We start from the raw sequence: 14,745 nt of genomic DNA, 5'->3' as shown, positions 1-14,745 counted from the left end.
CGCAGATGTATGGAGAACAAGATGAAACGTGCATTTATTATGGTGCTGGACTCCTTTGGTATTGGTGCGACTGAAGATGCGGATCGCTTTGGCGACGTAGGTTCAGACACTATGGGACACATTGCAGAAGCCTGTGCGAAAGGTGAAGCTGACAATGGTCGCAAAGGTCCACTGAATCTGCCTAACCTGACCCGTCTGGGCCTGGTGAAAGCTCACGAAGGTTCTACCGGTAAAATTGCTGCTGGTATGGACGGTAACGCGGAAGTGATTGGTGCCTACGCATGGGCGCATGAACTTTCTTCCGGGAAAGACACGCCGTCTGGCCACTGGGAAATCGCGGGTGTCCCGGTTCTTTTTGATTGGGGTTATTTCTCCGATCATGAAAACAGCTTCCCGCAGGAACTGCTGGATAAACTGGTAAAACGTGCCAACCTGCCAGGCTACCTCGGCAACTGCCACTCTTCCGGTACCGTGATCCTGGATCAGCTGGGTGAAGAGCATATGAAAACCGGCAAGCCGATTTTCTATACCTCCGCTGACTCCGTGTTCCAGATTGCCTGCCACGAAGAGACGTTTGGCCTGGATAAACTTTACGAGCTGTGCGAAATCGCACGTGAAGAGCTGACCGAAGGTGGTTACAACATCGGTCGTGTTATCGCACGTCCGTTTATCGGTGATAAAGCCGGTAACTTCCAGCGTACCGGTAACCGTCACGACCTGGCCGTTGAGCCGCCAGCACCGACCGTGCTGCAGAAACTGGTCGACGAAAAAGACGGTCACGTGGTTTCCGTCGGTAAAATCGCGGATATCTACGCTAACTGCGGCATCACCAAAAAAGTGAAAGCCACCGGTCTGGACGCGCTGTTCGACGCCACCATCAAAGAGATGAAAGAAGCAGGTGATAAGACCATCGTCTTCACCAACTTCGTTGATTTCGACTCTTCCTGGGGACATCGTCGCGATATCGCCGGTTATGCTGCGGGCCTGGAACTGTTCGACCGCCGTCTGCCTGAGCTGATGGAGCTGGTGGGTGAAGATGACATTCTGATCCTGACCGCTGACCACGGCTGCGACCCAAGCTGGACCGGCACTGACCACACCCGTGAACACATCCCGGTACTGGTCTACGGCCCGAAAGTGAAACCAGGTTCTTTAGGTCACCGTGAAACCTTCGCAGATATCGGTCAGACGCTGGCGAGCTACTTTGGTACGTCACCGATGGACTACGGTAAAAACATGCTGTAATACCCGTTGTCTTTCGCGCTGTAGATGCGTTGACTTCATTCGCTCACCCCGGCCACATAGTGAATCTATGCTCCCGGGGATTCACGAATTCGTCGCCTTCCTACAACGCGAAATCCTTAGGGTATTTCACTGTTTTGCATACGTTTTGTAGGCCTGATAAGGCGTAGCCGCCATCAGGCAATAACAACGAAATAAGGACAAAAAATGGCAACTCCACATATTAATGCAGAAATGGGTGATTTCGCTGACGTCGTATTGATGCCGGGCGACCCGCTGCGTGCAAAGCATATTGCTGAAACTTTCCTCGAAGATGTTCGTGAAGTGAACAACGTTCGCGGCATGTTAGGTTTCACCGGTACTTACAAAGGCCGTAAGATCTCCGTTATGGGTCACGGTATGGGTATCCCGTCCTGCTCCATCTACACCAAAGAGCTGATCACCGATTTCGGCGTGAAGAAAATCATTCGCGTAGGCTCCTGCGGCGCTGTGCGTATGGACGTTAAACTGCGTGACGTGGTTATCGGTATGGGCGCTTGCACCGACTCCAAAGTTAACCGTATCCGTTTTAAAGATCATGACTTCGCTGCTATCGCTGACTTTGACATGGTGCGTAACGCGGTTGATGCGGCAAAAGCACTGGGTGTAGACGCACGCGTGGGCAACCTGTTCTCTGCTGACCTGTTCTACTCTCCGGACGGTGAAATGTTCGACGTGATGGAAAAATACGGCGTGCTGGGCGTGGAAATGGAAGCTGCGGGCATCTACGGTGTTGCTGCGGAATTTGGTGCAAAAGCGCTGACCATCTGCACCGTTTCCGACCATATCCGTACTCACGAGCAGACCACTGCCGCTGAACGTCAGACGACCTTCAACGACATGATCAAAATCGCGCTGGAATCCGTTCTGCTGGGCGATAAAGAGTAAGGGTTGTTATGGCCCGGCGGCGCTTCGCTTACCGGGCCTACGGGAATGCCGCTATTAATGCCTGATGGCGATTCGCTTATCAGGCCTACAGGAGCGGTCTTGTAGGCCGGATAAGGCGCAGCCGCCATCCGGCAATTCGCCACTAATCGCTTAACGCACGGCCTTCGCCACCCACGCCGCCAGTTCACGCAGCTCGCTTTCCTGATCCGGATATTCCGTAACCAGCGCTTCGCAAGTCTGCTGTAAAACATCGGCGCGATACTGGCAGCCCTGTAGCTGCTCCGCCAGCGCTTCTAACGGCGCGGGATTGAGACTGTCGGTAAACACCTGTGAGCGCGTGATATGACCTTTTTCGACGTCGAAATGCAGCTCAACGCCACCCCAGGTGAAACGCTCGTCCAGCAGATGCGAGAAAGCAGGTGCCTGACCAAAATTCCATTCCCAACTGCTCTGGCGGGCAAAGGTTTCGGCAAAATTTGGCAGGTCCGGCGTTTTATCTGGTGAGATCACTTCCGCTTCAACGCGTTCGCCATAATGAGCAAAAAAGGCTTCCGTGATGGCCTGACAGACCTGTTCATGGGTGATGCCCGGTAACAGCTCCGTCAAATTCGCCACCCGTGAGCGGACAGAGGTGATCCCCTTTGCTGCGAGTTTCTTTTTGTCGGGATTGAGATAATTTGCCAGGCGGCTGAGATCGGCATTTAGCAGCAGCGTGCCGTGGTGGAATCCGCGATCTTTCGTTTCCCGATAAGCAGAGCCTGAAACCTTGCGATCGCCGTCTGGCGTTTTCACAACCAAATCGTTACGCCCGGAGGCATCTGCCGTCACACCCAGAGAATTCAATGCGTTGAGGACAATCGCGGTGGAAATGGTTTTGTCGTATTCCGGTTTACCGGCCATAAAGGTAAAGCAGGTATTGCCTAAGTCATGGAACACCGCGCCGCCGCCGCTGCTACGGCGGGCGAGCCGCACGTTGTCTTCCTCCATACGGCGGGTATTACACTCTTTCCACGGGTTTTGCGCCCGGCCAATCACCACCGTATCGGCGTTACGCCACAAGAACAGGACGCGCTGCGTGGCGGGCATCTGGCGAAAAATGCACTCTTCGACCGCGAGGTTAAACCACGGATCGTAAGAGTCTGAGATAAGCAGGCGTAGTGTAGTCATGGTTGATTTCCCTTCTGTTTTACAGTTTTTACTGCTTTTACTCTTTTTTCTCGTTGTCTTCTTCCTGCACCGGTTTGTTGGCGGTCAGCAGGAAAGGGGATTGCTGCCAGCGGGTACGCTTGCCTTGCAATAAGGTACGGGTGAGCACGACGCCAATCGCCAGCGCCAGCAGCAGCATCAGGCGTAAGATATTGGTGGTGTTATCTACCTGCTTCGCCTCGGTGGCGAGGGTGTGGGTATCCAGCGTCAGACGCAAATAGCCCAGCGGACCATTTTTCCCCTGAATGGGTTCGACAATCTGCTGGTTAAAATAACCCCCGGCTTTTTTGCCGTCGAGCGCCAGTCGGTCACGAACGTTGACGCTCTCGCCGGTGCGCGTAATCAGGTCTCCCTGTTCATCGTACACGCCAGCGTCCAGAATACGGCTACTTTCGGTCAGCTGTGTGAGTACCGCTTTGATGCGTTTTTCATCCGGCGTTTCGGTACGCATTAGCGGAGCAACATTTAGCGCCACCTGGCGGGCCAGCGTACGGGCCAGCTCTTCGAGCTGCGGATTACGCTGCTGCTGGTGACTTTGACTAAACCAGGATGCGCCCTGCATCAGGGCGACAAGCAGCGCAAGACAGAACAATACAATCACTGCACGATGAAGTCGGAATTTCAGTTTTGCGCGAGCCATATTCCACCTGCTGAAAATTTGAGACTTAATGTTGCCAGAAGCGCTGGTTACAGGGTAGCCTCATGCGTTATTTTCCCCTGATGATTCCGACCCGAACGATTTTACAGGAGCTTTAATGCCTAACATAACCTGGTGCGATCTACCTGAAGATGTTTCTCTGTGGCCAGGTCTGCCTCTCTCTTTAAGTGGCGATGAAGTCATGCCGCTGGACTACCACGCGGGCCGCAGTGGCTGGCTGCTGTACGGTCGTGGGCTGGATAAACAACGTTTAACGCAATACCAGAGCAAACTGGGTGCGGCGATGGTGATTGTTGCTGCCTGGTGCGTCGAGGATTATCAGGTGATTCGCCTGGCGGGTTCTTTAACGCCGCGCGCGGCAAAACTGGCGCATGATGCCAAACTGGATGTTGCGCCACTAGGTAAAATTCCGCATCTGCGCACACCGGGTTTACTGGTGATGGACATGGACTCAACGGCAATCCAGATCGAATGCATTGATGAAATTGCTAAACTGGCTGGAACCGGTGAGATGGTTGCGGAAGTCACGGAACGCGCAATGCGCGGCGAACTGGACTTTACCGCCAGCCTGCGCAGTCGCGTGGCGACGCTGAAGGGCGCTGATGCCAATATTCTGCACCAGGTGCGCGAAACGCTACCGCTGATGCCAGGCCTGACACAGTTGGTGTTAAAACTGGAAACGCTCGGCTGGAAAGTGGCTATTGCCTCTGGCGGCTTTACCTTCTTTGCCGATTACCTGCGTAATAAACTGCGTCTGACGGCGGCTGTGGCAAACGAGCTGGAGATCATGGACGGTAAATTTACCGGCAACGTGATCGGCGATATCGTCGATGCCCAGTACAAAGCCAATACCCTGACCCGCCTGGCACAAGAATATGAGATCCCGATGGCGCAGACGGTGGCGATCGGCGACGGTGCTAACGATCTGCCGATGATCAAAACCGCAGGGTTGGGCATTGCGTATCATGCCAAACCGAAAGTGAATGAAAAGACGGAGATTACTATCCGCCACGCTGACCTGATGGGCGTGTTCTGCATTCTCTCCGGCAGCATGAACCAGAAATGATTAAATTGCCCGATGGCAAGGTGTCCGTAGGCCGGATAAGCGCCTGCGCCATCCGGCAAAAGCGTTAACGAAAGAGGTAAAACGTGGCCAAAGCTCCAAAACGCGCCTTTGTTTGTAATGAATGCGGGGCCGATTACCCGCGCTGGCAGGGGCAATGCAGCGCCTGTCAGGCCTGGAATACCATTACCGAGGTGCGCCTTGCCGCATCGCCAACGGTGGCGCGTAACGAGCGGCTCAGTGGCTATGCCGGGAATGCGGGCGTGGCAAAAGTGCAGAAGCTGTCTGACATCAGCCTTGAAGAACTGCCGCGTTTTTCCACTGGATTTAAAGAATTTGACCGCGTACTGGGCGGCGGTGTGGTACCCGGCAGCGCTATTCTGATTGGCGGTAACCCCGGCGCGGGGAAATCAACGCTGCTGCTGCAAACGCTGTGCAAGCTCGCTGAGCAGATGAAAACTCTGTACGTCACCGGTGAAGAGTCACTGCAGCAGGTGGCGATGCGAGCGCACCGGCTCGGTTTGCCGACAGCGAATCTGAATATGCTGTCGGAAACCAGTATCGAACAAATTTGCCTGATTGCCGAAGAAGAACAGCCGAAGCTGATGGTGATCGACTCCATTCAGGTAATGCACATGGCGGATATCCAGTCTTCGCCGGGCAGCGTGGCGCAGGTGCGTGAAACGGCGGCTTACCTGACGCGTTTTGCCAAAACGCGCGGCGTGGCGATTGTGATGGTCGGCCACGTCACCAAAGACGGCTCGCTGGCCGGGCCGAAGGTGCTGGAGCACTGTATTGACTGTTCGGTACTGCTCGACGGTGACGCCGATTCTCGTTTCCGTACTCTGCGTAGCCATAAAAACCGTTTTGGTGCGGTGAATGAGCTGGGCGTCTTTGCCATGACTGAACAGGGCCTGCGTGAAGTCAGCAACCCTTCCGCTATCTTCTTAAGCCGTGGCGATGAGGTCACCTCCGGCAGTTCGGTGATGGTGGTCTGGGAAGGTACGCGCCCGCTGCTGGTAGAGATTCAGGCGCTGGTCGATCACTCAATGATGGCGAACCCGCGTCGCGTGGCGGTCGGTCTGGAACAGAACCGTCTGGCGATTCTGCTGGCGGTGCTGCATCGTCACGGTGGCTTGCAGATGGCGGATCAGGACGTGTTTGTTAACGTAGTCGGCGGCGTAAAAGTCACTGAAACCAGCGCCGACCTGGCGTTGCTGCTGGCAATGGTCTCCAGCCTGCGTGACAGACCGCTGCCACAGGATTTAGTGGTCTTTGGCGAAGTGGGGTTGGCGGGCGAAATCCGTCCGGTACCCAGCGGGCAGGAGCGTATTTCGGAAGCGGCGAAGCACGGCTTTCGCCGGGCGATTGTCCCTGCCGCTAACGTACCGAAAAAAGTACCGGAAGGCATGCAGGTCTTTGGCGTTAAGAAGCTTGCGGATGCGTTAAGCGTGTTTGACGACCTATAATCAAATACCTGTACGTACCGATTTTGTAGGCCTGATAAGCGAAGCGCCATCAGGCAGTGTTACGCGATTTTTCCAGCAGGAGGCTCTTGTGTCATTTGAATATCTGAAAACCGCCATAAAGCAAAAGGGCTGTACCCTGCAACAGGTGGCGGATGCCAGTGGCATGACCAAGGGATACCTAAGCCAACTGCTGAATGCCAAAATCAAAAGCCCCAGCGCGCAGAAGCTGGAGGCGTTGCACCGCTTTCTCGGTCTGGAGTTTCCGCGCCAGCAGAAAAATATCGGTGTGGTATTCGGCAAGTTTTATCCGCTGCACACCGGCCATATCTATCTTATCCAGCGCGCCTGTAGCCAGGTCGATGAACTGCATATCATCATGGGCTATGACGACACGCGCGATCGCAGCCTGTTTGAAGACAGTGCCATGTCGCAACAGCCTACGGTACCCGATCGTTTACGCTGGCTGCTGCAAACCTTTAAGTATCAGAAAAATATCCGTATTCATGCCTTCAACGAAGAAGGCATGGAGCCGTATCCGCACGGCTGGGACGTGTGGAGCAACGGGATCAAAACGTTTATGCAGGAGAAAGGGATCCAGCCAAACTGGATCTACACCTCTGAAGAATCAGATGCCCCGCAGTATCTCGAACATCTGGGGATCGAAACTGTGCTGGTGGATCCCAAGCGAACGTTTATGAGCATTAGCGGTGGGCAAATCCGTGAAAACCCGTTTCGCTACTGGGAGTATATTCCGACTGAAGTGAAGCCGTTTTTCGTGCGCACCGTGGCGATCCTCGGCGGGGAGTCGAGCGGTAAATCGACGCTGGTGAACAAGCTCGCCAATATCTTTAACACCACCAGTGCGTGGGAATACGGGCGTGATTATGTCTTCTCCCATTTGGGCGGCGATGAGATGGCGTTGCAGTATTCTGACTACGATAAAATCGCCCTGGGACAAGCGCAATACATCGATTTTGCTGTTAAGTACGCCAATAAAGTGGCATTCATCGACACCGATTTCGTGACCACTCAGGCCTTCTGTAAAAAGTATGAAGGGCGTGAACATCCGTTTGTGCAAGCGCTGATTGACGAGTATCGCTTCGACCTGGTGATCCTGCTGGAAAATAACACCCCATGGGTGGCGGATGGCTTACGCAGCCTTGGAAGCTCAGTTGACAGAAAAGCGTTTCAGACGCTGCTGGTCGAGATGCTGCAGGAAAACAATATCAATTTTGTGCACGTTCAGGAGCCTGACTACGACGGCCGCTTCCTGCGCTGCGTGGAGTTGGTGAAAGAGTTGATGGGCGAGCAGCGTTAGATTTTAATGCCGGATGCGCTGCGCTTATCCGGCCTACAAGTCGCACTAACCTCATAGACAGGATGGCGCTGTGCTTATCCGACCTACAAGTCGCACTAACCTCGTAGACAGGATGGCGCTGTGCTTATCCGACCTACAAGTCGCACTAACCTCGTAGGCCGGATAAGGCGTAACGCCGCCATCCGGCACTTAACGCTAATTACTTAGAAATACGCTTGTACTTAATACGTTTCGGCTCCAGCGCATCGGCGCCCAGCGTACGTTTCTTGTACTCTTCGTATTCGGTAAAGTTACCTTCGAAGAACTCAACCTTACCTTCATCCTGGTAATCCAGAATGTGGGTGGCGATACGGTCGAGGAACCAACGGTCGTGCGAGATAACCATCGCGCAGCCCGGGAATTCCAGCAGGGCGTTTTCTAGCGCGCGCAGGGTTTCGATATCCAGGTCGTTGGTTGGTTCATCGAGCAGCAGCATGTTGCCGCCAACCTGCAGCAGCTTCGCCAGGTGCAGACGACCACGCTCACCACCGGACAGCTCGCCGACGCGTTTGCCCTGATCCACACCTTTGAAGTTGAAGCGGCCCACGTAGGCACGGCTTGGCATCTCGGTGTTGCCGATTCGCATGATATCCAGCCCGCCGGAAACTTCTTCCCACACGGTTTTGCTGTTGTCCATGGCGTCACGGAACTGGTCAACGGAGGCCAGTTTGACGGTTTCACCCAGCGTGATGGTGCCGCTGTCAGGCTGTTCCTGACCGGACATCATACGGAACAGGGTAGATTTACCCGCGCCGTTCGGACCGATGATGCCGACAATTGCGCCTTTCGGTACGGAGAAACTCAGATCGTCGATCAGAACGCGATCGCCGTAGGATTTACGCAGATTGGTGACTTCAACGACTTTATCGCCCAGACGTGCTCCAGGAGGAATAAACAGTTCGTTGGTTTCGTTACGTTTCTGGTATTCGGTGTTGTTCAACTCTTCAAAGCGTGCCAGACGGGCTTTACCCTTAGACTGACGGCCTTTAGCGCCCTGACGAACCCACTCCAGCTCTTTCTCAATGGATTTACGGCGAGCCGCTTCCTGAGAGGCTTCCTGGGCCAGACGCTGATCTTTCTGCTCCAGCCAGGAAGAGTAGTTACCTTCCCACGGAATACCTTCACCACGGTCCAGCTCCAGGATCCAGCCCGCAACGTTGTCGAGGAAGTAACGGTCGTGGGTAATCGCCACTACGGTGCCTTCGAAGTCGTGCAGGAAGCGTTCCAGCCACGCGACGGATTCCGCATCCAGGTGGTTGGTCGGTTCGTCGAGCAGCAGCATGTCTGGTTTTTCCAGCAGCAGGCGGCATAGCGCAACGCGGCGGCGTTCACCACCGGAGAGATTCTCAATTTTAGCGTCCCAATCCGGCAGACGCAGGGCGTCAGCGGCACGCTCAAGCTGCACGTTCAGGTTATGGCCGTCGTGCGCCTGGATAATTTCTTCAAACTTGCCCTGTTGTGCGGCCAGTTTATCGAAGTCGGCGTCCGGCTCGGCGTACTTGGCGTAAACTTCATCCAGACCTTTCAGTGCACTAACCACTTCGGCAACCGCTTCTTCAACGGATTCACGAACGGTATGTTCCGGGTTCAGTTTTGGTTCCTGCGGCAGGTAACCGATTTTAATGCCTGGCTGTGGGCGAGCTTCACCTTCGATATCGGTATCAATACCGGCCATGATGCGCAGCAGGGTAGATTTACCCGCACCGTTCAGACCGAGAACACCGATTTTGGCGCCAGGGAAGAAGCTCAGTGAGATGTTTTTAAGAATATGACGTTTCGGCGGAACGACCTTGCCGACACGATGCATGGTATAAACGAATTGGGCCACGTTGGACTCGCCTCTATGTTTATCCCGTCATACTTCAAGCCGCAGATGCGTTGGCTGTGTCGTTCACCCCAGTCACGTACTTTTGTACGCTCAGGGGATTCACTTCCTCGCCGCCTTGCTGCAACTTGAATTATTTAGGGCTAATTATTGGTAAATAGTTATCAAAGGCGAAGTGTAGCCTTTTTCATTGCCCAATCCCAGCCAGCAGATCCCACTCGCAACAAAAGTAAAAAAGTGTCCGTGACGTGGCGCATTCTGCAATGTCTGGTTAGCATGAATTAATTAAGCGGCATGATGCTGCACAGACGTAACATGAGAAGAGGAAGAGCTTGTGGACAAAGCCAATCAATTTACCTGGCGCCTGCTGGCAGCCAGCGTATGTCTGCTGACGGTCAGTCAAGTGGCGCGAGCCGATTCCCTGGATGAGCAGCGCAATCGCTATGCGCAAATTAAGCAGGCCTGGGATAACCGACAGATGGATGTCGTAGAGCAGATGATGCCCGGCCTGAAGAACTATCCTCTGTATCCCTATCTGGAATATCGTCAGATTACTGACGATCTGATGAATCAGCCGACCATTACCGTCACCAATTTTGTGCGCGCCAACCCGACGCTGCCCCCGGCGCGTACTCTGCAATCGCGTTTTGTGAATGAACTGGCGCGCCGCGAAGACTGGCGTGGACTGCTGGCGTTTAGCCCGGAAAAACCGGGTACCACGGAAGCGCAATGCAACTATTACTTCGCGAAATGGAGTACCGGGCAAACCGAAGAGGCCTGGCGGGGCGCGAAAGATCTGTGGCTGACCGGGAAAAGTCAGCCGAACGCCTGTGACAAATTATTTGGCGTATGGCGCGCCTCAGGCACTCAGGATCCGCTGGCGTATCTGGAGCGTATTCGTCTGGCGATGAAAGCCGGGAATACCGGTCTGGTGACGGCGCTGGCCGGACAGATGCCCGCACAATACCAAACCATTGCCTCTGCGATCATCTCGCTGGCCAACGATCCGAATTCGGTGATGACTTTTGCTCGCACCACTGGTGCCACGGATTTCACCCGACAGATGGCGGCGGTCGCCTTTGCCAGCGTGGCGCGTCAGGATGTGGAAAACGCCCGCCTGATGATCCCGTCCCTGGTACAGGCGCAACAGCTTAATGACGAGCAAACCCAGGAGCTACGCGATATTGTTGCCTGGCGTCTGATGGGCAATGACGTCACCGACGAGCAGGCCAAATGGCGTGATGATGCGATTATGCGCTCCAATTCCACCTCGCTTGTGGAGCGTCGCGTGCGCATGGCGCTGGGAACCGGCGATCGTCGTGGCCTGAATACGTGGCTGGCGCGTCTGCCAATGGAAGCAAAAGAAAAAGACGAGTGGCGCTACTGGCAGGCTGATCTGCTGCTGGAGCGCGGACGTGATGCGGAAGCCAAAGAGATACTGCACCAGCTCATGCAGCAGCGTGGTTTCTATCCGATGGTGGCGGCACAGCGGCTGGGCGAAGAGTACGAGCTGAAAGTGGATAAAGCGCCAGCGAACGTTGATTCTGCGCTGACTCAGGGGCCAGAAATGGCACGCGTACGCGAGCTAATGTACTGGAACATGGATAATACCGCGCGCAGTGAATGGGCGAATCTGGTTACCAGCCGTACCAAGTCCGAGCAGGCTCAGTTGGCACGTTACGCGTTCAACAATCACTGGTGGGATCTGAGCGTTCAGGCGACGATCGCCGGTAAGCTGTGGGATCATCTGGAAGAGCGCTTCCCATTGGCCTATAAAGATCTGTTTACCCGTTACACCAGCGGCAAGGATATTCAGCCAAGTTATGCGATGGCGATAGCGCGTCAGGAAAGCGCCTGGAACCCGAAAGTGAAATCACCGGTCGGCGCCAGCGGGCTGATGCAGATTATGCCAGGCACGGCGACGCATACGGTGAAAATGTTCTCGATTCCAGGTTACAGCAGTCCGAGCCAGCTACTGGATCCTGATACCAACATCAACATTGGTACCAGCTATTTGCAGTACGTATATCAGCAATTCGGCAATAACCGCATCTTTGCGTCGGCAGCCTATAACGCCGGTCCGGGACGCGTTCGCACCTGGCTTGGCAATAGCGCTGGCCGCATTGATGCTGTGGCGTTTGTCGAAAGTATTCCATTCTCAGAGACGCGTGGTTACGTGAAGAATGTGCTGGCTTATGATGCGTACTATCGCTATTTCCTCGGCGATAAACCGGAGTTGATGAGCGACGCAGAATGGCAACGTCGTTACTGATCGTGTCGATTGTGTTATGCTATCGTACTCGTTAAAGAGTACAAAAGGGGGAAGCAAGCACGCTTCCCCCGCAACGATGGCGATATCTTATGACTCAGCAATCACCCTATTCAGCAGAGATGGCAGAACAACGTCACCAGGAGTGGTTACGTTTTGTCGATCTGCTTAAACACGCCTACGAACAAGATTTACACCTGCCGCTGCTCAATTTAATGTTAACGCCGGATGAGCGTGAAGCGTTGGGCACGCGTGTGCGTATCATTGAAGAGCTGCTGCGCGGCGAGATGAGCCAGCGTGAGCTTAAAAACGAGCTCGGGGCGGGGATTGCCACTATTACGCGAGGGTCGAACAGCCTCAAATCCGCACCGGTGGATTTGCGTCAGTGGCTGGAGCAGGTGTTGCTCGGGAAACATTGATCCGCCGGATGCGGCTTTGCCTTATCCGGCCTACGATTGAACATCCGGCACAATGCTATAAATACACCGCGTTATGAAACGGGCTGAGCGCCAGAATCACCGCCTGGTGATAGACGCTTGAGCGCGTCAGCTTGCCCGCGGTAAAAACGCCGATTGCGCCTTCTTTACGGCCAATCTCATCAATACCTGTATAGTCCGACATCACCGGGCCGAGTGCTTCACCTTTACGGACTCTGTCGAGAATGACAGTAGGCAATGGCAGCGTGGCTGAACGGGCTTCACCACGCTGAATGCCGTTATCAATCACCACCCAACTAAAGGTGGCGTCATCGTCAATTCCTGCTTCAATGGCGACCCAGAAATCAGCCTGCGGGTGCAGGCGGCGAGCGTTATCAACGCGATTTCGTGCGCCAGTGCGCGTTTCCTGGTTTCCGAAAGGTTGTTCCGGCACGCCACTCTCGACGGCGACGGGTTCAATATGGCAGGATCCTTCCCCGAAAATCTCTTCAAATGCCCGCAGAATTGCCTGAATTTTGGCAGGATTGGTGGTCGCAGAGATAACCTTGTGCATAATTAAGCTCAGTTTGAAAATTCATCGCATCGCAGTATAACGGAAAAAAAGCATGTTACAGGTATACCTTGTTCGCCATGGCGAAACGCAGTGGAACGCCGAGCGACGTATTCAAGGCCAGTCAGATAGCCCACTAACCGCTAAAGGTGAACAACAAGCCATGCAGGTGGGAGAACGCGCCCGCTCGTTTGGTATTACGCATGTCATCAGTAGCGATCTTGGTCGTACACGACGCACCGCAGAAATCATCGCCCAGGCCTGCGGCTGTGACATCACCTATGATTCTCGTCTGCGTGAGTTGAATATGGGGGTGCTGGAAAAACGTCACATCGATACGCTGACGCCAGAGGAAGAGGGCTGGCGTCGCCAGTTGGTGAACGGCACGGTGGATGGTCGTATTCCGGAAGGGGAATCGATGCAGGAGCTGAGCGATCGCGTCAACGCGGCGCTGGCATCCTGTCTGGAGCTGCCGCCGGGAAGTCGTCCACTGCTGGTCAGCCACGGTATCGCGCTGGGTTGCCTGGTGAGCACAATTCTGGGATTACCGGCATGGGCTGAACGTCGCTTGCGTCTGCGCAACTGTTCAATTTCTCGCGTTGATTACCAGGAAAGCTTATGGCTGGCGCCGGGATGGGTCGTTGAAACGGCAGGGGACATCTCACATCTGGACGCCCCTGCGTTGGATGAACTACAGCGCTAGCGGCGAATCGGAATCAGGAATTCGCAGCGCAGGTTGATCGGGCGATCTCCCGCTTTGGCATCTTCTGCCGGGTAGTATCGCTCGATATCCTGTCCTTTACGGCGCGTCAGGTTCAGCATCGGCATGCATGTGCCGTAAACCGTCAGGATAAACTCTTGCACGCCGGTTCCCAGCCCTTCGTAGGTAAACATCACGTACTCGCCACCCTGTAACAGGATAGGCTGCGCCGACGGCACATAGCCATTGGCCTGTTCCGGCGTCAGTGCTGTGGTGTAAAACACTTCCTGTTCGTCATCTTTTTCAATGCTCGGACGCGTTTCGTTAAGCCCGTACAGCACTGGCGGGATCGCCGGAGCCTGAGCAAGGAAGTCGCGCCAGAACTGAATACGCATTTCATGACGGAAATCTGAAATCTGTTCCAGCGAGCAGGAATAGCTTTGCGTGGTGCCGAGCAGTTGCGTATCTTCCAGGGTGACAAACTCGTGCGCAGGCATCGTAAATTCACCCAGTCGCATTGGCGGGCGAATACCGAATGCGCTCCATTCCGGTGAACGGCGATACAGCGCTGGTGTCTGCGAAAATTGTTTCTTGAATGCGCGAGTAAAAGTTTGTTGAGAGTCGAAGCGATATTGCAGCGCAATATCCAAAATTGGACGCGCAGTCAGGCGCAGCGCCACTGCGGATTTCGATAAACGACGGGCGCGGATATAGGCGCCAATAGCATGGCCCGTCACGTCCTTAAACATTCTCTGCAGGTGCCACTTGGAATAGCCCGCTTTTGCCGCCACATTGTCAAGCGACAAAGGCTGATCCAGATGACCTTCCAGCCAGATTAATAGGTCGCGAATAATGCCAGCCTGATCCATAAAATATCCTCATCCTTTCAACAACGAGTACCTGACGTCAGGTATGAGGATAATAGCATTTTTTGCTGTTTTAGCATTCAGTGTTTTTTTTGCTCATAAGTGCTTTTTTCGGACATACGAAAGCGTGATTATTGTAATCCTGTGATCTGTATACATTTTATCTTAGAATGTTT

General features: G+C 54.3%; 13 protein-coding genes. 8 read left to right on the top strand and 5 right to left on the bottom strand.

The features are described 5' to 3' along the window. Positions 1–21 precede the first annotated feature (21 nt). Positions 22–1,245, top strand: coding sequence for a phosphopentomutase (gene deoB, locus OGY33_RS23270; RefSeq protein WP_003019037.1), 1,224 nt, complete (start codon positions 22–24; stop codon positions 1,243–1,245). Positions 1,246–1,449: 204 nt separating this feature from the next. After that, positions 1,450–2,169, top strand: a complete 720-nt coding sequence (gene deoD / locus OGY33_RS23265) for a purine-nucleoside phosphorylase (protein ID WP_000224864.1) — start codon at positions 1,450–1,452, stop codon at positions 2,167–2,169. Positions 2,170–2,319: 150 nt separating this feature from the next. Here the strand turns inward: deoD and lplA are convergent, their stop codons facing one another. Next, complete coding sequence (gene lplA / locus OGY33_RS23260; protein ID WP_191238877.1) at positions 2,320–3,336, bottom strand: lipoate--protein ligase; 1,017 nt, start codon at positions 3,334–3,336, stop codon at positions 2,320–2,322. Between the two features lie 37 nt (positions 3,337–3,373). Continuing rightward, entirely contained in the window at positions 3,374–4,015 is a 642-nt protein-coding gene (locus OGY33_RS23255; protein WP_003829948.1) for a YtjB family periplasmic protein, read from the bottom strand. Positions 4,016–4,130: 115 nt separating this feature from the next. On the opposite strand from OGY33_RS23255, the gene serB reads away from it, so the two are divergent. The 3 genes from serB to nadR all read left to right on the top strand — a co-directional run bounded on the left by serB (position 4,131) and on the right by nadR (position 7,883). Continuing rightward, positions 4,131–5,099 (top strand): phosphoserine phosphatase, encoded by a 969-nt coding sequence (gene serB, locus OGY33_RS23250; RefSeq protein ID WP_003829946.1) that lies wholly within the window; start codon positions 4,131–4,133, stop codon positions 5,097–5,099. 83 nt (positions 5,100–5,182) lie between these two features. Beyond that, entirely contained in the window at positions 5,183–6,565 is a 1,383-nt protein-coding gene (gene radA / locus OGY33_RS23245; protein ID WP_003829944.1) for a DNA repair protein RadA, read from the top strand. An 88-nt stretch (positions 6,566–6,653) separates the two neighbouring features. Then, entirely contained in the window at positions 6,654–7,883 is a 1,230-nt protein-coding gene (gene nadR / locus OGY33_RS23240; protein WP_003829942.1) for a multifunctional transcriptional regulator/nicotinamide-nucleotide adenylyltransferase/ribosylnicotinamide kinase NadR, read from the top strand. 199 nt (positions 7,884–8,082) lie between these two features. On the opposite strand, the gene ettA is transcribed toward nadR, so the two are convergent. Continuing rightward, positions 8,083–9,750, bottom strand: coding sequence for an energy-dependent translational throttle protein EttA (gene ettA, locus OGY33_RS23235; RefSeq protein WP_003829940.1), 1,668 nt, complete (start codon positions 9,748–9,750; stop codon positions 8,083–8,085). 331 nt (positions 9,751–10,081) lie between these two features. Here ettA and sltY point away from each other — a divergent pair, with 331 nt between their 5' ends. Both sltY and trpR read left to right on the top strand, forming a co-directional pair. Then, positions 10,082–12,019 carry a murein transglycosylase gene (gene sltY / locus OGY33_RS23230; RefSeq protein WP_191238876.1) on the top strand — a complete coding sequence of 646 codons (1,938 nt, stop codon included), beginning with the start codon at positions 10,082–10,084 and terminating at the stop codon, positions 12,017–12,019. Positions 12,020–12,108: 89 nt separating this feature from the next. Continuing rightward, positions 12,109–12,435, top strand: coding sequence for a trp operon repressor (trpR, locus tag OGY33_RS23225; protein WP_008786138.1), 327 nt, complete (start codon positions 12,109–12,111; stop codon positions 12,433–12,435). Positions 12,436–12,490: 55 nt separating this feature from the next. On the opposite strand, the gene yjjX is transcribed toward trpR, so the two are convergent. Then, positions 12,491–13,006, bottom strand: a complete 516-nt coding sequence (yjjX, locus tag OGY33_RS23220) for an inosine/xanthosine triphosphatase (RefSeq protein ID WP_008786139.1) — start codon at positions 13,004–13,006, stop codon at positions 12,491–12,493. A 52-nt stretch (positions 13,007–13,058) separates the two neighbouring features. On the opposite strand from yjjX, the gene gpmB reads away from it, so the two are divergent. Then, the gene (gene gpmB, locus OGY33_RS23215) at positions 13,059–13,706 is read left to right on the top strand and encodes a 2,3-diphosphoglycerate-dependent phosphoglycerate mutase GpmB (protein ID WP_003019006.1); all 648 of its coding nucleotides are present in this window, start codon (positions 13,059–13,061) and stop codon (positions 13,704–13,706) included. On the opposite strand, the gene robA is transcribed toward gpmB, so the two are convergent. Beyond that, the gene (gene robA / locus OGY33_RS23210) at positions 13,703–14,572 is read right to left on the bottom strand and encodes an MDR efflux pump AcrAB transcriptional activator RobA (protein ID WP_003829933.1); all 870 of its coding nucleotides are present in this window, start codon (positions 14,570–14,572) and stop codon (positions 13,703–13,705) included. The two genes, gpmB and robA, sit on opposite strands and share 4 nt — an antisense overlap. Positions 14,573–14,745 lie beyond the last annotated feature (173 nt).

This window comes from Citrobacter sp. Cpo032, assembly GCF_030332975.1.
GTDB classification, from domain to species: Bacteria; Pseudomonadota; Gammaproteobacteria; order Enterobacterales; family Enterobacteriaceae; genus Citrobacter; species Citrobacter portucalensis.
The sequence above is the reverse complement of the archived record's forward strand: the minus strand, read 5'-3'. Positions and strand labels throughout refer to the sequence as shown.

Bases quoted from the DNA above. Each gene is read 5' to 3' on its own strand.
- deoB (WP_003019037.1), top strand. From the start codon at position 22: ATGAAACGTGCATTTATTATGGTGCTGGACTCCTTTGGTATTGGTGCG.
- deoD (WP_000224864.1), top strand. From the start codon at position 1,450: ATGGCAACTCCACATATTAATGCAGAAATGGGTGATTTCGCTGACGTC.
- lplA (WP_191238877.1), bottom strand. From the start codon at position 3,336: ATGACTACACTACGCCTGCTTATCTCAGACTCTTACGATCCGTGGTTT.
- OGY33_RS23255 (WP_003829948.1), bottom strand. From the start codon at position 4,015: ATGGCTCGCGCAAAACTGAAATTCCGACTTCATCGTGCAGTGATTGTA.
- serB (WP_003829946.1), top strand. From the start codon at position 4,131: ATGCCTAACATAACCTGGTGCGATCTACCTGAAGATGTTTCTCTGTGG.
- trpR (WP_008786138.1), top strand. From the start codon at position 12,109: ATGACTCAGCAATCACCCTATTCAGCAGAGATGGCAGAACAACGTCAC.
- yjjX (WP_008786139.1), bottom strand. From the start codon at position 13,006: ATGCACAAGGTTATCTCTGCGACCACCAATCCTGCCAAAATTCAGGCA.
- gpmB (WP_003019006.1), top strand. From the start codon at position 13,059: ATGTTACAGGTATACCTTGTTCGCCATGGCGAAACGCAGTGGAACGCC.
- robA (WP_003829933.1), bottom strand. From the start codon at position 14,572: ATGGATCAGGCTGGCATTATTCGCGACCTATTAATCTGGCTGGAAGGT.